Genomic DNA, 19673 nt, shown 5'->3' on the forward strand with positions numbered 1-19673 from the left:
ACACACACGACTGACACACACAACGCGTTGAATCTTATTTACACTTGTCGAGTTTTGCATCAGTTTTTTGAGGTGCAATCACAATCTTTCCACCGGCGCCCATGTTCTCGCGTTCCCTGCGCAACAAGATCTTCCTTCTGGTCGTCGCGATCCTGCTGGTGGTGGCAGCGTTCATCATGCTGACCAGCCGGCGCGACGTCACGCGCACGGTATCCGCCAGCGAGCAGCATGCGGTCAGCAACATCATGGACCTGATCCAGCGCGACATCGAAGCGCGCTGGTCCGCCCTGCTCGACGACAAGGTCAGCATGGTGCGCAACGGTCGCCGCCAATTGCTGCAAACCGGCAACATCGTGGCCTCGGTGCTGGCCGGCTACGCCGACATGGCGGACCGCGGCGTCGTGAGCCTGGGCGCGGCCAAGGGCATGGCGCGCGCCTGGGTCAACCACCTGAACCTGGGCCAGCGCAGCTACGCCTTCCTCTACGACGCCCAGGGCCAGGTCCTGGCCAGCGGCAATCCCGCCATGATCGATGGCGATCTCTCGGGCATCACCGATTTCAAGGGCCGTCCCCTGGCCAGCGCGCTCTACGAGGAAAGCCATACCTCCGGCTACGGTTTCGCCATCTACCGTTGGCCGGCCGGCGACGCGCGGGACCCCGAGCCGCGCTACGCCTACTTCGGCTACTTCCGCCCATGGGACTGGGTCATCGCGATCAGCGACAGCGTGCAGGACGTCATCGAACAGGTCGACACGCGCCGCGAGCAGATGCGCAGCGCCCTGCGCGACACCCTGTCGCGCCTGACGCTGGCACGCTCAGGTTTCGTTTTCATTACCGCGGACGACGACGAAGCCGTGGTGCCGCCGCCCGCGCGCGCCGCCGGCCTGCTCGATACGCGCGACACCCGCAGCGGCAAGACCCTGCGCGAGCTGCTGCGCGGCGTGACGGCCACGGAGTCCACGCAGATCATCGACTTCGATGCCGGCCGCGATGCGCAGCACATCGAAGCCCTGCGCTTCAAGCCGCTGGGTTGGACGGTGGTCGCGGTGGTGCCCGAAAGCGACTTCGCCGCGCCGGCGACGGCAGTGCTGAACCGGCAGGCCATGATCTTCGGCCTGACGCTGTTGCTGGCGCTGCTGTGCGCCTGGCCGGTGGCGGCGCACATCGTGCGTCCGTTGCGCACGCTGACGCGCTATGCGCGAGAATTGCCCAAGCAGGACCTGACCGCGCCATCGGCGGTGCCGACGCATATCGCCGACCTGCCCCGGCGGTATCACGACGAAACGGGCCGCCTGGCGGCGTCTTTCCTGTTCATGGACAAGCGCCTGCGCGAAAACGTCGCGCGCCTGATGCAGGAAACCACCGCCCGCGAGCGTTTCGAAAGCGAACTGAACATCGCGCGCGCCATCCAGCTGGGCCTGCTGCCCGTGCCGCTGCAGACCGAGGTGCTGGCACGCGCCGACCTGTATGCGGTCATGCAGCCCGCCAAGGAGGTCGGCGGCGACCTCTACGATTATTTCCTGCTGCCGAACGGCAAGCTGTGCCTGGCGATCGGCGATGTGTCGGACAAGGGCGTGCCGGCCGCGCTGTTCATGGCGGTGACCCGCACGCTGATCCGCGCCACGGCCGAAGACGAGACCGATCCCGCCGCCATCATGGCGCGCGTCAACAATCGCCTGTCGGAGAACAATCCCAACCTGATGTTCGTGACGCTGCTGCTGGGCGTCCTGGACCTGGACACCGGCGAGCTGCAGTGGGCCAACGCGGGACATCCGCCGCCGGTGCTGGTCGGCGCCGACGGCGGCGTCCGCCTGCTGGAAGGCCGCAGCGGTCCGGCCTGCGGCGTCCAGGAAGACCTGCACTATCGCACCCTGACGGCGCAACTGGACGCGGGTGAAACCCTGGTCGGCTATACCGACGGCGTCACCGACGCCACCAACGCGCTGGGCGGCCACTATGGCGCCGAGCGCATGATCAACACGCTTGCCCGCCCGGGCGCCGACGCCACCCGCCTGACCGAACGCCTGCTGGACGACATCCACGCTTATGCGAAGGGCGTCGAGCAGACCGATGACATCACCCTGATCGTGATACGCCGTCCATGATGAAACGCCTGCTCTGCCTGATGATGTCCTGGGTGCTGGCCCAAGCCGTCGGCGCCCAGCCTGCCCCGCCTACCACGCCCGCGCCTTCCCCGGCCGCGGCGGTTACGCCGTCGGCCGCGCCAGCGGTGCAGGTCTTCCCGACCACGCTGAAGCCGCGCGCGGACGGCCGCAAGTGGCGCCTGGGCTATTTCGAAAGCGGCGACTACAGCGAATACCCGCGCACCCTGCGCGTGATCGTCGCGGGCCTGCAGCAACTGGGCTGGGTGACGGTGCCGGCCATACCGGACGGCCTGAGCGGCCACCAGATCTGGCAATTCCTGGCCGACCATGCGCGCAGCGACGTATTGGAATTCGTCGCCGACGCGTGGTGGCAGCCCGGCAACTTCGACGCCAGCAAACGCCCCGCCGTGCGGCAGGCCATCCAGGACCGTCTACGCCAACGCGGCGATATCGACCTGATCATCGCCATGGGCACGCTGGCCGGCCAGGACATGGCGACGCTGGGCGCGCCGGTGCCGACCGTGGTGGCGTCGACCAGCGATGCCGTCGGCGCGCACATCGTCAAGAGCGCGCAGGACAGCGGCCTGGACAATCTGCACGCGCGCGTGCAGCCGGAACGCTACCAGCGCCAGGTCCGGCTGTTCCATGACATCGTGCCGTTCAAGACCCTGGGCCTGGTGTACGACGACAGCCCCGAAGGCCGCACCTATGCCGCCGTCGATGCCGTCGAACAGGTGGCGCGCGAGCTGCACTTCACCGTGCGCAGCTGCAATGCGCGCGCCAACGGCATCCCGCAGGAAGAAGCCACGCGCAACGCGCTGGCCTGCTATCGCGAAGTCGCGCCGCAGGTGGACGCGGTCTACGTGACGGTGCACCGCGGCATCACGCCCGACAGCGTGGCCGACGTCGCGCAGATACTGCGCCAGGCCAAGGTGCCCAGTTTTTCCATGCTCGGTTCCGAGGAAGTCAAGAAAGGCATCCTGATGAGCCTGGCCCAGGCGGATTACTCGTACGTCGGCCTGTTCTATGCCGAAACGATCGCCCGCATCTTCAACGGCGCGCGGCCGCGGCAGTTGAACCAGATCTGGATAGACCCGGCGAAGATCGCGCTGAACCTGGAGACCGCGCGCATCATCGGCTTCGATCCGCCCGTCGATATCCTGCTGGCGGCCGACGAGGTCTACGAGCGGCGCTGAGCCCGCACGGGCACGGCGCTTTGCGTGCCGGTCTCAGGCGCCCGGCACGCGAAGCGCGCGCCACGCGTAAACCGCGCGCAGTTTTTCCGCCACGCCGCCTGGCGTGCGCGTCCAGAGCGCCAGCAGCCGGTCCGCGCCCGTGCGCCCGCTGGCCAGCACGTGGTCCGCATAGGCCAGCCAGTGCCGCTCGGCGGGGGGCAAGCCCTGCCCCGCGACGGCCACGACGTCGCCCGCCAGCGCGCGCACGCGCTCGTCATCCAGCGCCGAGCGAATGGCCGTCGTGCGCATGCCCCGCAAATCCAGCCAGCCCCAGTCGCGCACCAGGTCTTCGGCCGCGTCCAGGTTGCGCAGCAGGCCCAGCTGCAGGGCCGATGCCGCCATCGGCGCGCGGCCGGCGACCTCGGCGCCGGCTTCGTCGCAAAGCTGGCGATCGGGGAACACCGCGCCGGGCGCGCGTCCTTCGATATAGCCATCCACGCCCAGGCTGGCATACAGCGCTTCGATGCCTCCCGGACGCTCCCACGCCGCCAGCAGGTCCGGCAACGAGGGGCGGCTGGACAGCCTGTAGCGATAGCGCGCATCCAGGAAATGCGCGAATTGGGAATACTCGAAGTGCCCGCCGTGCGGCTTCAGCGTCACGCGTTCGCCGTTGTCGGCGCGGCGTCCTGTCCACGACGCCGCGCGCAGGAAACGGCCCAGCGAAGGATGGCCGTCCAGGTAGACGCTGGCCGCCGACTTGTATTCATCGTCGCCCTCGTCCAGCGCCAGCGGCAGCCCACGGCTGACCGTATCGGGCGCGAACATCCAGCGGAAGTAATCGCCCAGATCGGCGAAGGGCCGTTCCGGCGGCTGCTGCAGCCGGTGGTCGCCGGCGAACCGCGCATGGCGGAACATCCGGTCCCACAGCAGCATGCGGTTTTCCTTCAGGCCGGTCACCCGGCCGTCCTGCAAGGGACTATTGGCGAACAGCGCGACGAAGGCCGGCGCCAGCGCCACGATGACGTTCAGCGCGCGCGCGGCGCTGGCCACCGGCACGGCGGTGCAAGGCCCGTTCTGCGCCTTGGCGTCGATACCGACCCGATGCAGCCAGCCGCGGTGGCCCACGAGTTCGGCGTAGATGGGACGCGGCACGCGCATGCGCAGGTAGTGGTCCGTATCGAGCGCGGCGGCCGGATGTTCGGCGACGTTCAGCACCGCGGCATCCTCGGCGGCCAGCGCGGCGCTGACGTCCGCCAGTTCCGCGCGGACCGCCGCGGCCAGCCGGTCCAGGCCGCCGGGGCCGCCCGCCACCGGCGCGAATGCCGTTTCCAGCAGGTTGTAGCCGTTGTCGTAACCGCTTTCGCCCAACGGCCCGGCGGCGGCGATGGCCCGATCGCCCACCATGGTAAGGCGGATGTCCTCGCCACGCCCCCGCTTGATGGCGGCCAGCGCGAGGGGATAGCGCTCGGCCGCATGGCTGGCGCCGCTGCCGCGGCGAACCACCACCATTTCCATCTCCAGGCCGAGCCTGGCGCCCGCCGGTTCGCGCATACCCCGCTCCCTGCCCCGACATCATCGAAGACCCGTCTCGCCAACAGACGGGGTTTTACTGATAATACGAGCTGAGCAGCCTGTCCAAAACCTGAATAAACACGGGCGCGATGCCCGAAGGTCGGCCCACCCGCCATGTCACTGCGAACGCTCCTGCGCCTCCCGCACGTCCATATCAACCGCCGGCCGCCCGACCTGATGTACGCCGTGAACGAGCGGCCCCCGGTGGGCACGCTGCTGGGCCTGGCCGCGCAACACACCGCCACCGCCCTGGCCTTCGTGGCCTATGTGCTGGCCACCGCCCACATCGCCAACCTGTCGCAGGAAGCCACGCAAAGCCTGGTCACGGCCACCGTGCTGGGGATGGCCATCGCCACCATCCTGCAGGCCTATGGCGGCAAACTGGGCGCGGGCGCGCTGATCATCCATCTGCCCGACCCCATCGTGATGATCGCCGCGGCGTCGGTGATCGCCGTGCAGGGCGGTGGCGTGCTGGCGGCCATCGGCCTGGCCAACGGCGTCGCGGGGCTATTGGTGGGCCAGGCGATACCGCGCCTGCGCGCCTTCTTTCCGCCCACCATCGCCGGCGTGGTGGTCTGCGTGACAGGCATTTCCCTGATCGAGCCGGCCTTCCGCCATGCCACGGGCTTCGCGCCCGCCAAGGCCATCGCCGGATCGCGCCTGATGATAGACGGCCTGGATATCCTGATCAGTTGCACGACGCTGGCGGTCATCGTGGCCCTGTCCGTATGGGGATCGCGCCGCACCAAGCTGTTCGCCCTGCTGGCCGGGCTGATCGCGGGCATCGTGCTGACCGGCGTGCTGGGCCGCCTGAGCGGCGGCGAGCTGCTGGAAAACGCGCCCTTCTTCGGCCTGCCCCATGTGCCCGCGCCGGACCTGCACCTGGATCCCGCGGTGCTGGTCGCCGTGGTGCTGTTGGCCATCATGGTGCAGCTCGATACGCTGGGCACCGTGGTGCTCATGAGCAAAATGGATGACGCCGACTGGCGCCGCGCCGATATGCGGCGCGTCAGCGGCGGGATACGCGCGGGGTCGATTTCCAATATCCTGGCGGGCTTCATGGGCGGCCTGCCCAGCGGCACCTCGTCGGCCAATATCGCCCTTTGCCACATCAGCCGGTCCACCACCCGCTACGCGGGCCTGGTGGCGGGCGGCCTGTTGGCCCTGGTCGCCTTCCTGCCGAAGTCCACGGTGGCCCTGACCTTGATCCCGACGCCGGTGGTGGGCGCGGTGGAAACCTACGCGGCCGCCTATCTGATGGTGTCCGGCATCGAGCTGATCGCATCGCGGGCCATGGATGCGCGGGGCACCTTCATGGTCGGCCTGTCGATGGTCGCCGGCGTGGGCACGATCCTGCTGCCGGACGTGGCGGAACAGGCGCCGGCGTCGCTGCGCATCCTGGCCGAGAGCGGCGTGGTGGTGGCGGGCGTGGTCGCCATCCTGTTGAACCTGCTGTTCCGCCTGGGCGTTTCGCAACGCGCCGAAAAGAAACTGTCGCCGCTGCCCGAAGACGCCAGCGGGACGCCCATGGACCTGGGCACGGCCATCGTCGATTTCGTCGAAGCGTCCGGCGCACGCTGGGGCGCCCGGCGCGACGCCGTGCAGCGCGCCGCCGAAGCCGCCCTGGAAGCGGCGGAAGCCATCATGGCGGCCGGCGGCAACCGCACGGTCACCGCCATCCGCGGCAGTTTCGACGAATACAACTTCGACGTGGAACTCACCTACACCGGCGAGCCCTTGCAGCTGGGCGCCGCCGCGCCGGTCTCGCCTTCCCTGCTCGACACCAGCGACGAAGAATTCCAGGCCGAGCTCGACCGCACGCTACGCGGCGTATCGACGGTCCTGCTGCGGCGCCTGGCCGATCGCCTGACCACCGGCAGGCGGGACGGCCGGTCCTTCCTGCGCCTGCACTTCGACCATTAGGGCTGGCCTTCCGCGGCCGGCACGTCGTCGAGCGGCGGCATCCAGTCGACGCGGCGCTTGGCCCAGATCTGCTTGCCGGGCCGGCCCAGTTCGTTGCGCTGGTCCAGCGCGCCCAGGCGCAGGGAATAGCTGGCTGGATTGTCGACGGCGCTCGAATAGACCGGCGATCCGCAGTGTTCGCAGAAGGCATGCACCCGGCGGGCGCCGCTATCCGCGGTCTTGATGTAACGGCGCGGTTCGCCCTTGACGATGCGGAAATGCTCGGCCGGAGCGGGAATGGAAACGCGGAAGATACTGCCGCTCATGCGCTGGCAGTCGTTGCAATGACAGATCGAGGCGGCGGCCGGGTCGACTTCCGCTTCGTACCTGATCGCGCCGCAATGGCACTGGCCCTGGACTTTCATGCTCGTCTCCTGTTGGCTGGGATAGCGCGCGCCTGCCGTGGCGCCCGGTACATCATAGTCGCGCCCGGCTGGCGGGTGCACCGCCGCGCCACGCGTGTCCGCGCCCAGCGCGGCCGCCGGCAGTGCATTTGATCCTGGCGGTGTTGCCGCTGATAATCCAACCAGGCAAGCCGCCCGGCATCGCGGACATCGCGCTTGCACCCACGACAATAAACAGGAGACTACGATGAACCATGCATTGCGCGACGCCCGGCGTCATCCCCCACGCGACGCGAGAAGGCTCGCGTTGCGCGCCATCGCCGCAGTCGCCACGCTCGCCACGTGGGCCACGCTGGCGGCCGCGCCCCTTGTCGCGTCCGCCGCAGCCGCCGCGGACGCCTGGCCCAGCCAGCCGATCCGCCTGGTCGTGCCCTTTTCGGCCGGCGGCGCCGTGGACGCCTACGCGCGCATCGTCGCGCCGGCCCTGTCCAGGGAGCTCGGCCAGAGCGTCGTGGTGGACAACCGCCCCGGCGCCAGCGGCATCATCGGCACGGAAGCCGTGGCGCGGGCGCCCGCCGATGGGTACACCCTGCTGGTGGGCAATATCGCGACCTTCGCCATCAACCCGGTGATCTACAAGAACAACCCCTTCGATCCGCTCAAGCAGCTCGCGCCGATCACCAAGACCGTCGTGGTGAACTACGTGCTGGTGGTCAATCCCGACAAGGTTCCCGCGCGCACCGCCGCGGATCTGATCACGTATGCCAAGGCGCATCCGGGAAGCTTGAGCTACGGCTCCTCGGGCACCGGCAGCATGCAGCAGATGGCGGCCGCGCTGTTCGAGGCGCGCACGCAGACCAGGATGCTGCACGTCCCCTACAAGGGCACCGGCGCCGTGCTGGGCGACCTGGTCGCCGGCCACGTCGACATGATCTTCGCCGACCAGGGCACGATGATGCAGCAGGTCAAGGCGGGCAAGCTGGCGGTACTGGGCGTCGGCGGCCTCAAGCGCGTGCCCGAGTATCCCGATATTCCCACCATCGCCGAAGCCGCCAACCTGCCCGGCTTCGAGGTCGTGGCCTGGCAGGGCCTGGCCGGTCCGGCGAAATTGCCCGCCGACATCGTCGATCGCGTGAACCGCGCCATCAACAAGGTGCAGGCCGAGAAGGACGTCCACGCCAAGCTGATGGAAGCCGGCCTGGTGCCGGATGCCGGCACGCCCGAGGACTTCCGTCGCTACATCGCCGCCGAATTGCAGAAGTGGGGCAAGGTGGCCGGCGATCTGGGCATCAAGGCGGACTGAAGACGGTGGCGGAATGATGGAAAAGACGAAATGAAGGAAACGGCGGAATGACGATAGCAAGCATCGAATGCCATGTGTACCGCGCGCCCATCGCGACCCCGGTGCGCGCCGCCGTCGGCAGTTTCAGCAACCGGCCCGCGGTGTTCCTGCGCGTCGCCGCCGCCGACGGCGCCTGGGGCTGGGGCGAAGTCTTCTGCAATTTCCCGCCGGTGGGGGCGGAACACCGCGCGCGGCTGGCGCGAGACATGGTCGCGCCCATGCTCATCGGCATGCCCAGCGACGATCCCACCGGGGTGTGGCGCGGCCTGTGCGACCGGCTGCGCCGCGTCGCGATCCAGGCTGGCGAACCGGGCCCCTTCGCGCAGATCGCCGGCGCCGTCGACCAGGCCTTGTGGGACATGCGGGCGCGCCGCGCCGGCCAGCCGCTGTGGCGCACGCTGGCCGCCGTCGCCGGCACCGCGGATACGGCCGACGGGCGCGTGCTGCCCTACGCCAGCGGCATCGGCCCGGACAACGTCGCCGACACCGCGATGGCCAAGCAGGCCGAAGGCTATGCGGCGTTCAAGTTCAAGGTCGGGTTCGAAGCGGCTCGCGATCTTGCCAACTTCCGTGAGATCCGCGACGCGCTGGGACCCGCCGCGCGCATCATGGTCGACGCCAACCAGGCCTGGGATCCGGACGTGGCCACCGAACGCGTGGCGGCCTTGGAAGCCTTCGCCCCGTACTGGGTGGAAGAACCCATGGCGGCCGACGAGTCGCTCGCCGACTGGCGCCGCCTGGCGCGCGGCACGCCGCTGGCGCTCGCCGCCGGCGAAAACCTGCGCGGCCAGGCCGAGTTCGAGGCCGCCATCGACAACGGCCACCTGCGCTTCGTCCAGCCCGACGTCGGCAAGTGGGGCGGCATCTCGGGCTGCATGGCCGTGGCGCGCTACGCGCGGATCGCGGGCCTGACCTTCTGTCCGCATTGGCTGGGCGGCGGCATAGGCCTGGCGGCATCGATGCACCTGCGCGCGGCCTTGGGACCGGACGGCATGGTGGAAGTGGACTCGAATCCCAACCCGCTGCGCGAAGCCGTGTGGACCCTGTCGCAGGCCACGAACAAGGACGGCTGGATCACCCTGCCGGATGCGCCCGGAATCGGCATCGAACCGGACCTCGCCGCCCTTGAGCGGTATCGCGTCGCGTTCTGAAAGCGCGGGCGCTAGCGGCCCGTGCCGATGCCCGCCCTGACCTGCGCGGACCTGTCCCAGATGTTCGGCACGTGCGCGGCCGAATAACCGGATACGAAGGGCTTCGCAGTTCCGGACGCCGGATCGAACACGCTGCGGCGCACCGCGCCGATGTTGGCGCCGTACATGTGCACGCTGACCGACACCCGATCGGCATGCGCATTGCGAACCTGATGGATATCGCCTTCGGCGGGCGACAGGGCTTCCACCGTGCCGGGCGTCAGGCGCACGGGTTCTCCGGCGGGCCGGTATGCCGTGCCGTCCGGCGCCAGTTCGAACCGCTGGCTGACCTCCTCGCCACGCAGCATGCCGACATAACCCCACACCGTGTGGTCGTGCACCGGCGTGGCCTGGCCGGGTCCCCACACGAAGCTGACGATACAGAAGCGCTCGAGCGGATCGCAGTGCAGCAGATACTGCTGATAGTGTTCGGCATGCGGCACGGCGCAATCGGCGGGCAGCCAGTCGTCATGGCTCACAAGTTCGCGGAACGCCGCGCGCAGCTCGGGCCCGGGCATTCCGGCGGCACCGCGCGTGTCCGCGCGCCGCGTCGCGGCCGCGATGAAGCCACGCAATCTGTCGATGCCCATGTCCATTCCTGTCTCCTTGTCGTGATGATCCCAAGCCCGCGCGCCGCACCGAAACGCGACGTGCGGCATACATGCCTTGCGCGGCGGCGGCGTCAGCCGCGCGGCCGCTGCTGGCCGCTGGGGGCCAGCCTGCGCATCGTAGCAGCCGTGGCGCCGCCTTCGCGCGCGCTTTCAGCCGGATACAGCTCCTGCACGATTGCCAGGAATTCACGCAGCAGACGCGTTTCCGCGCGGGCCTTGGGCGTCGCCAGCACCAGGCGATTGCGGATGGCGGGCGGACCGATCTGCGCGGTCTGCAGGCGCAGGCGCTTGCCGCCGTGCAGCAGCATGCTGGCGGGCGCGGCGGTGTAGCCCAGGCCGTCGCTGACCAGTTCGAGCAGCGTCAGGACGACCCCGGCTTCGGCGACGATGTTCAGTTCGATGCCGCGCCGCGCCAACGCCGCGTCGACCTGCGAGCGCATGGCGTTGGAACGGCCTGGCAACACCATGGGATATCCCGCCAGCGCGGCCAGCGACACCCGCTTGGGCAAGGCCGGCGCGCTGGCCGGCCCGACCAGCAGGAAGCTTTCGCGCGTCAAGGTGCGGTAGGCCAGTTGCGCCGATGGCGGCGGGTCGTACAGCAGCGCGACGTCCAGCCGCCCTTCGATCAGCAGTTCCCGCAGATGCAGGCTCAGCCCCTCCGAGATCGCGACCAGGGCGCGCGGCAGGCGCTGCCGCATCCTGGCCACCATGGGCGAGGCCATCGACAGCGCCACCTGCGAAGGCAGTCCCACCGCGAGCCGTCCAGACGGATTGCCGTGCAGGTCGCGCAGTTCGTCACGCGCCTTGCGGGCGGATGCCAGCATGGCCCGTGCGTGCGACAGCAACGCCGCGCCGGCTTCGGTCGGGGTGACGCCCCTGCCGTTGCGGACCAGCAGGCGCTGGCCAAGGTCGGTTTCCAGCAAGGCGATCTGGTGGCTCAGCGTGGACTGGACCAGGTTGAGCGCGATGGCGGCGCGCGTGAAGCTGCCGGCGTCGGCCACGGCGACGAAATAATTCAACTGCCGAAGATCCATGGCGTCCTCCCCTGACCTACTATCGAAATCAAGCATAACTGATATCGACTTCCTGCCCATCCGACGGCGTCGCGCCGGCGACATAATCCCTGGCGACAAGAGCCCGGCCGCAGTCCGGGCAATACGAGAGGAGTCAACCCATGCGCCTGCCCATGCGCCCGATACTCGCCGCGCTGACGGCCCTGTGCGCGGTTTCCGCCGCCCACGCCGCCGACGCCGGCAACTACCCGAACAAACCCATCACCATCGTTGTGCCTTACACGCCCGGCGGCGGCGTGGACACCGTGACACGCATCCTCGCGCCCCTGCTGTCCCAGCGTCTGGGGCAACCCGTACTGATCGAAAACCGCGCCGGCGTGTCCGGCATGGTCGGCTCGCAGATGGTGGCGCGCGCCAAGCCTGACGGCTATACGCTGCTGGCGGGCAACACCACCACCAACGTGTCCAACCTGTTCGTCTACAAGCAGCTGCCCTACGACCCGCGCAAGGACTTCACGCCCATCGTCATGGTCGATCGCGGTCCTTGCGTGCTGGTGGTGCCGCCCGACAGCAAGTTCAATTCGGTGCAGGACATCATCAAGGAACTGAAGTCGCAGCCGCCCGATACGCTGAACTACGGCACCAGCGGCAACGGCAGCTTCCACCACATGTCGGCCGCCCTGTTCATGAGCATGACGCATACGCAGATGCGGCAGATCGCCTACAAAGGCAGCCCCAACGTCATGACGGACCTGATGGGCAAGCGCCTGGACATGGCGTTCGAAGTGATCCCGGTGGCCGAACCGCTGATCAAGGCGGGCCGGCTGAAGGCGCTGGCCGTCACCAGCAAGACCGAAATGGCCGCCCTGCCGGGCGTGCGTCCGGTCGCCGACCTCGGCCTGCCCGGTTTCGAGATGGTGGCCTGGAAAGGCATCTTCGCGCCGGCCGGCACGCCGCCGGCCATCGCCGACCGGCTGGGACGCGAGCTGTCCGCCGTCGTGCGCATGCCCGAGGTCGGCAAGCGGCTGGAAGCCCTGGGCGTGATCGCCGACGGCCGCCGCAACGAAGAGTTCGGCAAGGTCGTGCAGGCCGATATCGCCTACTGGGGGCCAATATTGCACGACGCCGGGGTGGTACCCGAATAACGCTCACCGCATCCTCATATGAAAATCACCCACCTGGACCTGAAGGTGGTCAGCATTCCGCTGCCCACGCCCATCCCCAGCGCCCGCATCGTCATCAAGACGGCGGACTGCGTCCTGGTCACCCTGCATACCGATGAAGGCGCCACGGGCGAAGGCATGGTCTTCACGCTGAACGGACACCGCCTGTCCGTGCTGCACGAAACCCTGCGCAGCCTGGAGCCGCTGGTCATCGGCCTGGACCCCGCCATGAGCGCCGCCTTCTGGCAGCGAGCCTGGGCGGATATCGCCTTCCTGGGCCATCGCGGCGCCACCGTGGTCGGCATGTCGGGCATCGACATGGCGCTATGGGACCTGCGCGGCAAGCAGGCTGGCCTGAACGTCAGCCGGCTGATCGGCGCCTGCCGCGACACGCTGCCCATCTATCGCAGCGGCAGCCTGCGGCTGTCATCGACCATCGACCAGTTGCAGGCCGAAGCCGCCGGCTTCGTCAAGGACGGCTACCGCGCCATGAAGATGTCGCTGGGCAAGCCCGCCATCCAGGAAGACGTCGACCGCGTGCGCGCGGTGCGCCAGGCCATCGGCCCGGGCATACGGCTGATGGCCGACTGCAACCAGCAGTTCACGCCCGACCGCGCGATCCGCCTGGGCCGCCGCTTGGAAGAGTTCGAACTGGGCTGGATAGAGGAACCGGTGCCCTACCATGACCACGCCGGCGAGGCGGCCGTCGCGGCGGCCCTGGATACCCCAATCGCCAGCGGCGAAAGCGAATACGCGCGCTTCGGCATGCTGGACATGCTGCAACGCAAGTCCGCCGACATCCTGATGCCCGACCTGCAGCGCATGGGCGGCCCCACGGAGTTCCTGAAGGTCGCGCACGTGGCGGAGGTCTTCAACACGCCGATCTCCCCGCACCTGTTCACCGAAATGAGCCTGTCGCTGGCCGCCGCGTTGCCCAACGCCATGATCGTCGAACACATGCCGTGGTTCGCGCCACTGTATGGCGCGCCTATCGAGCTGGATGCCGACGGCAATGTCAAGGTGCCCACCGCGCCGGGCTGGGGCTACGCCTTCGATCCGGACGCGGTTGCGCGCTTCGCCACCGGGAACTCGCGGTAAGGCGGCAGCACCCACGGCATCGATTCGGTGTTGAATCGATAGCCGAAACACTGCCATGCCGATTACCACCTCTTATTCCTCCGCGGTCCAATCCCATCTCCCCCTTCAATCCCAGCGTGCACCTGAAACGCCGCCCGAAGCCGACGCGTTCGCGCAATGGCCGGCCGGCGCAGCCGCGCCCGACGCGAACCATGCACAAGCCATGGATTGGAACGCGGTGCTGGGACCCGCGCCGAACAGCACCAACGAGATCTATTACGACGGCCTGACGTTGCGCAATGCCTATGGCAAACCGCTGGACAAGGTGGTCCAGGTCATGGAAACGCGCATCGCCAAGGCCCTGCGGGCGCGCGGCGTCGGCGATGCCGCGCGCCTGGCGCGCGAACTCCGGCGCACGGCCACCGCCGACCCCACGCTGGCACTGCACCCGCCGCCCGACGTGGCCTATGGCAGCCCACGCTGGGTCGCCTTGTGGACCGGCCTGCACACGCTGTCGGAGCAAGGCCTGCCGACCGACGGACGTAATCCCGATGACCTGGTTGAAATCGGCCGCGCCGCGATCGCCGTGCGCGCGGCGAAAGACGAAACGACGGCCGAAAGAAACCCGCTGCTGGGGATAGACATGGGCGGCCTGCTGCTAATGGCCCACGCCGCCGGCAAGCTGGACCTGCGATCGATCGCGGACGGCAAAGCCGAACTGCGCCCCGAGACGCTCACCGATTTCTACAAGGAAGCATTCAGCGACGACCTGCGCCTGCTCGACGCGCTATGCGATCTGGCGCGCCTGACGCCGCCTACGGGCAAACAGCTGGCCACCGAAAACCTGCGGGCGGCGCGCATCGATCCGGAACTGGAGATCGACGTCGATACGTTGGCGCTCCCCGCCGCCTACGGGCCGCTGGAACTCACCATCCCGCTGCCCTTCGCGTACAAAAGGCAATCCATCGTCGATTTCTATGTGTCGCGCGAAAGGCTGGACCTGAACGTGCCACCCACGCCGACGCGCGGCGAGGCTACCCCCACCATCTACGCCGCACCGGGCCCGGTAACGCAGGCCCGCGCCAGGCTGGCGAATTCGCTGAAAGACGAGTTCGATCGGGCTTACGACAAGTACACCGCGGCGGCGGCCGGACACGTCGCGCGTATCATCGATGCGTCCATCTCGCGATACGGCAAACGGCACGGCATCGACGCCGCGACGGCTTCGATCACTGTCGGCCGCGCGCAATGGCGTTCGAAGACAAGCATGCCGTCGATATCGGGCGGGCCGCTGACGCCCGACCTTAAAAAGGAATGTCAGGACGCCCGGGGCTACTTCATTGACATCGGCACCCCGACCGGCCGGCACAGGTATTTCCTGCCGCTGGCCACCGGCGCGGAAGTGCCCGTGCCGACGGGCGCCAGCCTGGCGGACTGGATCGAGGACCATCACGCGCTGGTCTTCGGCGCGCAACCGCAACCGCCGGCGGAAGGCGTGGGCGGCCGCATCATGGAAGAAATTCTCCTGAGCTCTTCCTATGACGTGAAGCAGCTGGCGTCCGGGAAGCAAACCGAGCTTGGCCGCGCGATCGAAGCCGCCTTGCCGGCCACCCTGGAGCAAAAGCGCGCGGATGCCTACGGCTCCAGCATCATAGAGACCGTGCGCGAATTGGAACGCGGCCTGGTCCCGTTCCGCGGCACCTATCTGGCGATACGCGACGAACGCTACGATGACCTCGCCACCAGCATCCTGCTGGATTCCCTGGTGTTCCTGCCCTGCCTCGGCGAAGGAATGGCGCTGGGAATGCGCGCCGGCGAAGCCCTGGCCGCCGGTCTCGAAAAGGCGACTGCCGCTTACGTGCGATCGGGCCTGATGCAGGCGTTCAAGGCGGCACTGGGGGAAACCGGATCGCGCATTCCTGGCCTGGGATGGCAGGCGGGCAAGCTGCTCTGGAACGTCGGCAGGAGCGCGACCTTCAACCCCATGGACATCCTCGCGCTGGCGCGGGGCGGCGGAAGGCTGACCGCCAAGGGTCTGCGCGCCGTCGTCGGGCGGCTGAAGGGTGCACGTCCCGAACTGGCCGCGGAACTTGCCGAAGCCGCCAACAAGCTTCGGCGGCCGCTGCCCGCGGCGGTCCTGCAACGCTACCGCATCGCCGATACCACGGTTACGCAGACCCTCGCCAAGGCGCGTGCGGCCGAGGATGGCACCATCATGCTGGGCGCCAGGCGCTACGCGAACGTCGACGGCAACTATGTGGAACTGGTCCTGGACCACCCGCTCAGCACGCCTGGCCAGCCGGTCTGGCGCATCGCCGACGCACCCTTGCCCGGCACGCGCGGCGGCGCGCCGCGACTGATGTGGGACAAGGCACGGCGCGTGTGGCGCGAGCCGGACGACCTGCCCTTCGTCAAAGGCGGCGGCGCCGGCCACAGCACCGGCGGCGCCAGCAATGGCGCGGACAGCCTCACGCGCAAAGTCGACGACGACGCCGTCAAGGCCCTGCGCGATCGCCGCATAGCCGATCCGACGGAAGTAGCCGGGATGAAAATACTCGGCAGGACGGAAACGGTACAGACCACCGAGCAGGTGCTGCGCGAGGCGACGGACCTCACGCATTACCCGTGGTGGGAAGAAGAACTGGACCAGTACTTCAGCATATCGGTCGTCGGCCTGAAGGACTCCGCCTACGCCAGGATCGACACCAGCCTGGTGGAGGCTTCCAATGCCGCCCGCATGGAAGAAGGGATAGCCGACAACATGCGCGGGTTTTTGCACGGGCTCTACGCAAGGTCGGAAACCTTCCGCGGACTGGCGAATCGAGCACGCGCCACGGGGCGGATCAGGAAAGGAACCGGCTGGTTCGGCAACGACCCGGTCCGCCTGAAGGTTCATCCGCCCTCGACGCTGAAAGACGGGCAATCGCTCACCACGATCGATATGAACGTGAAGTTGACGGGCGGCAGGCCCACGGAGATCAATGTGCCCGACGTACATGCTCCGCCCTTCGCGCCTAACGGCAAAACCAGTGGAATCATGCTTTCCAGCGGCAAGGAAGGCGCTGTGCCGAGCCCATCCGTCATCGTCCACGAGATGATGCACGTCCTGACCGGCAAGATCGATCCGGTCGGCGACTCCAATGCCGAACGCGGCGTCGTCGAATACCTGGCGCAGCGCGTACTGGATGAGGCCGGAATCGCCATGCCGAAACGGCTGTCCTATAGCCGCCTGGGTTCGGATTACAAGGGAGACGACGTTCGGCGGCTCCAGTATTACGTCAAGACGCAGGACGATTTTCTGAACCAGCTTTTTCCCAGGCCGGTTGCGCCACCCGCCCCGTGGGATCCGGGCGCAGGCTACGAACGCTGGCTGACCGTGAATACGGCCTGATACATGGCGCCGTACAGGGCCGGAATCGCCGGCCAGCCGGACTATTTTGTAACCGCGGCTAGTCCGTATTAACCATTACATCAGGACGAACGCCGGCGGGTCGCCCCAGTGGAACGATCGGCGGCCAGCCTCCGCCTATAACCCTGTGGAATAGCTTCAGTCCCTGAAGGACTTTGACGCTATGGGTGGCACGGGACTACCTTGCGTACCGTCTAGTGACCGCTAGCCGCTTCCAAGGGGAATCATGAAACGTCCTGCACTGTCCGTCCTGGCCATCGCCCTGCTTGCGCTGGGTGCCACCGCGAACACGCCGGCACGCGCCGACGACAGGCCCGAGCTGCGCATCAGCTCGGGCGCCGCCGATAACGCCACCCTGGATCCCCATCGCGCGACGTCCACGGTGGACAAGGGCGTGGTGTCCGAGATGTTCGACGCGCTGGTGCAGTTCCCGCCTGGCAGCGCCGATCCGAAGACGCTGGAACCCGACCTGGCCACCAGTTGGGAAGCATCGCCCGACAGCAAGACCTGGACTTTCCACCTGCGCAAGGGCGTGCAGTTCCACGGCGGCTACGGCGAACTGAAAGCCGAGGACGTGGTGTACTCGCTGCAGCGCGCGGCCGACCCCAAGCGTTCCAGCTTCGCGTCCACCTTCGACCTGCTGGACAAGGTGGAAGCCGTGGACGACTACACCGTGCGCGTCACGCTGAAATACCCGGACGCGGCCTTCCTGGGCCGCGTGTCCAACTATCACGGCGGCAATATCGTCAGCAAGAAAGCCGCGGAGAAGCTGGGCGACAAGTTCGGCGCCGGCCCCATCGGCACCGGCCCCTATGCCTTCGCGGAACACGTCACGCAGCAATACGTCAAGCTGGTGGCCAACGACGCCTACTTCCGCGGCAAGCCCAAGGTCGGCGCCATCATCTACCGCATGATTCCTTCGGACAGCGCGCGCGAACTGGCGTTCACGTCCGGCGAGATCGACATCATGCAGGGCAAGCGCGAGCAGCGCTGGGTGGAACGTTCGCAGAAGCGCGGCATGAAGGTCGACATCTTCGATCCCGCCGAATTCCGCACCCTGCACATCAACCGCACCATCAAGCCGCTGGACAACCTGAAGGTGCGCCAGGCCATCGCCGCGGCGGTCAACGTCGACGAGATCGTGCGCTACGCCGGCAAGGACGTCGCGGACAAGGGCTGTTCGGTCGTCCCCAACGGCTACCTGGGCGAAGATTGCAGCGCCGGCGGCTACACCTACGACGTCGCCAAGGCCAAGCAGCTGCTGGCCGAGGCCGGTTTCCCCAACGGCATCCAGATCAAGTCCGTGGTGTCGAACATTTCGGCGCAGCAGCCCATCATGGAAATCGTCCAGGCGCAGCTGGCCAAGGCCGGCATCAAGCTGGACATGGAAGTGGTGGACCATGCCACCTACCAGGCCAAGAGCCGCCAGGACCAGAGCGCCCTGGTGTTCTACGGCGCGGCGCGCTTCCCCAACGCGGATGCCTACCTGAGCGAGTTTTACGATTCGTCCGCCGCCATCGGGGCGCCGGCCGCGCAGTCGAACTTCTCGCACTGCTCCGTGGCCGATGCCGACATCCGCGCGGCGCGCCAGGAGCCGGACGCCAAGAAGCAGCTGGCCCTGTGGAAGGACGCGCAGGTCAAGATCCACAATGACGTCTGCGCGATCCCCCTGTTCGGATTGAAGCAGGTCTGGGCCCACGGCAATGGAGTGGACTACGGCTACACCCTGAAGGGCGCGCTGAATCTCCAGCCGCCGGTCACCGAGGCCACCACGGTCAAGCGATAGCCCTGCGCAGGTCGCGCGGCACCTGCGCGGCGACCTCGCGCGCGGCTTCGACGAAGCCTTCGACCAGGCCGGCGTTGCGCGACGCATGCATCGTGCAGAGCTGGAAGTGGAACATCACTTCCGGCTCGAACCGCCGCAGCACCAGGCGATTTTGAAACCCATCGGCAAACAGCGGATGAAACAAGGACACGCCCAGGCCCGCCGCCACGAACTCGCATGCGGTTGGCGCCGTATTGGTATCCAGCACGACGTTCAGCGGCACGTCCACGTGTTCGAACGCGGATCGCACCAGCTGGTGGGTCTGGCTATCGCTGCCGAACGCGATGAACGGCAGGCCGGACAGGTCGCGCGGCCGGATCACGCGCTTGCGCGTCAATTCGTGGTTGGCCGGCAAGGCGCACATCAGCGGCTGCTGGAACATGGGCTCGCGGTCGATGTAGGGATTGTCCACGCGGCTGCCCACCAGCGCCACGTCGATCTGCCGGGTCGCCAGCCAGTCGGCCAGGAACTGCGAGCCCCGCGTCTGGATGTTGACGCGGACGTCGGGATGATGGCGCAGGAAGGTCATGGTCACGCGCCGGATGAACGACCCGGACAGCGCCGGCAAGACGCCGACGAACAGCGTGCGCTGCTCGTCGCGGCGGATGGAGTCCACCGCCTGTTCCACCTGGCGCAAGCCGGTGAAGATCCGGTCGATCTCCTCGTACAGCCGCATGCCGTGCGGCGTCGCGGCCAGCTTGCCGCGCACGCGGTCGAACAGATGCAGCGCGGTTTCCGCTTCCAGGTGCGCCAGCAGCTTGCTGACCGCGGGCTGCGAGACGCCCAGCACCGTCGCGGCCTGGCTCACCGTGCCATGCTCGATGACCGCCTTGAACGCTTCGATCTGCCGCAGATTCAGCCTCTGGCTCATTCCCCTGCCCCCAT

Annotated in this window: 14 protein-coding genes; 9 read left to right on the forward strand and 5 right to left on the reverse strand. The window is 67.9% G+C overall.

Going from position 1 to position 19673, the window contains the following annotated elements; genetic code table 11:
• Positions 1–101: 101 nt before the first annotated feature.
• Together CAL26_RS14675 and CAL26_RS14680 are read left to right on the forward strand one after the other, a co-directional pair.
• Positions 102–2105, forward strand: a complete 2004-nt coding sequence (locus CAL26_RS14675) for a SpoIIE family protein phosphatase (RefSeq protein ID WP_094847618.1) — start codon at positions 102–104, stop codon at positions 2103–2105.
• Positions 2102–3301 (forward strand): ABC transporter substrate-binding protein, encoded by a 1200-nt coding sequence (locus CAL26_RS14680; RefSeq protein ID WP_256988442.1) that lies wholly within the window; start codon positions 2102–2104, stop codon positions 3299–3301. The genes CAL26_RS14675 and CAL26_RS14680 overlap by 4 nt, the downstream gene beginning before the upstream one ends.
• A 33-nt stretch (positions 3302–3334) precedes the next feature.
• Here CAL26_RS14680 and CAL26_RS14685 read toward each other — a convergent pair whose 3' ends face one another.
• Positions 3335–4831, reverse strand: coding sequence for a glutamate-cysteine ligase family protein (locus CAL26_RS14685; protein ID WP_094847619.1), 1497 nt, complete (start codon positions 4829–4831; stop codon positions 3335–3337).
• 135 nt (positions 4832–4966) lie between these two features.
• On the opposite strand from CAL26_RS14685, the gene CAL26_RS14690 reads away from it, so the two are divergent.
• On the forward strand, positions 4967–6775 hold the full coding sequence (locus CAL26_RS14690; RefSeq protein WP_094847620.1) for a uracil-xanthine permease family protein: 1809 nt from the start codon (positions 4967–4969) through the stop codon (positions 6773–6775).
• On the opposite strand, the gene CAL26_RS14695 is transcribed toward CAL26_RS14690, so the two are convergent.
• Positions 6772–7179 (reverse strand): GFA family protein, encoded by a 408-nt coding sequence (locus CAL26_RS14695; RefSeq protein ID WP_094847621.1) that lies wholly within the window; start codon positions 7177–7179, stop codon positions 6772–6774. The two genes, CAL26_RS14690 and CAL26_RS14695, sit on opposite strands and share 4 nt — an antisense overlap.
• A gap of 226 nt (positions 7180–7405) precedes the next feature.
• Here CAL26_RS14695 and CAL26_RS14700 point away from each other — a divergent pair, with 226 nt between their 5' ends.
• Complete coding sequence (locus tag CAL26_RS14700; RefSeq protein WP_094847622.1) at positions 7406–8461, forward strand: Bug family tripartite tricarboxylate transporter substrate binding protein; 1056 nt, start codon at positions 7406–7408, stop codon at positions 8459–8461.
• Between the two features lie 47 nt (positions 8462–8508).
• Positions 8509–9651 carry a mandelate racemase/muconate lactonizing enzyme family protein gene (locus tag CAL26_RS14705; protein ID WP_094847623.1) on the forward strand — a complete coding sequence of 381 codons (1143 nt, stop codon included), beginning with the start codon at positions 8509–8511 and terminating at the stop codon, positions 9649–9651.
• Positions 9652–9662: 11 nt separating this feature from the next.
• On the opposite strand, the gene CAL26_RS14710 is transcribed toward CAL26_RS14705, so the two are convergent.
• Together CAL26_RS14710 and CAL26_RS14715 are read right to left on the reverse strand one after the other, a co-directional pair.
• A complete protein-coding gene (locus tag CAL26_RS14710) occupies positions 9663–10286 on the reverse strand; it encodes a cysteine dioxygenase family protein (protein ID WP_094847624.1) in 624 nt (207 codons plus the stop codon).
• A gap of 86 nt (positions 10287–10372) precedes the next feature.
• Positions 10373–11335 carry a LysR substrate-binding domain-containing protein gene (locus CAL26_RS14715; RefSeq protein ID WP_094847625.1) on the reverse strand — a complete coding sequence of 321 codons (963 nt, stop codon included), beginning with the start codon at positions 11333–11335 and terminating at the stop codon, positions 10373–10375.
• Positions 11336–11475: 140 nt separating this feature from the next.
• Here CAL26_RS14715 and CAL26_RS14720 point away from each other — a divergent pair, with 140 nt between their 5' ends.
• The 4 genes from CAL26_RS14720 (at position 11476) to CAL26_RS14735 (ending at position 18749) form a co-directional block, all read left to right on the forward strand.
• Positions 11476–12459: a Bug family tripartite tricarboxylate transporter substrate binding protein gene (locus tag CAL26_RS14720; protein ID WP_094847626.1), complete on the forward strand. Its 984-nt coding sequence runs from the start codon at positions 11476–11478 to the stop codon at positions 12457–12459.
• Between the two features lie 18 nt (positions 12460–12477).
• Entirely contained in the window at positions 12478–13575 is a 1098-nt protein-coding gene (locus CAL26_RS14725) for a mandelate racemase/muconate lactonizing enzyme family protein (protein WP_094847627.1), read from the forward strand.
• Positions 13576–13777: 202 nt separating this feature from the next.
• Positions 13778–16945 (forward strand): hypothetical protein, encoded by a 3168-nt coding sequence (locus CAL26_RS14730; RefSeq protein WP_094847628.1) that lies wholly within the window; start codon positions 13778–13780, stop codon positions 16943–16945.
• Between the two features lie 244 nt (positions 16946–17189).
• Positions 17190–18749, forward strand: a complete 1560-nt coding sequence (locus CAL26_RS14735) for an ABC transporter substrate-binding protein (RefSeq protein WP_094847629.1) — start codon at positions 17190–17192, stop codon at positions 18747–18749.
• On the opposite strand, the gene CAL26_RS14740 is transcribed toward CAL26_RS14735, so the two are convergent.
• Positions 18739–19659, reverse strand: coding sequence for a LysR substrate-binding domain-containing protein (locus CAL26_RS14740; protein ID WP_094847630.1), 921 nt, complete (start codon positions 19657–19659; stop codon positions 18739–18741). The two genes, CAL26_RS14735 and CAL26_RS14740, sit on opposite strands and share 11 nt — an antisense overlap.
• Positions 19660–19673: the final 14 nt, after the last annotated feature.

Source organism: Bordetella genomosp. 9, assembly GCF_002261425.1.
Classification (GTDB): Bacteria; Pseudomonadota; Gammaproteobacteria; order Burkholderiales; family Burkholderiaceae_B; genus Bordetella_C.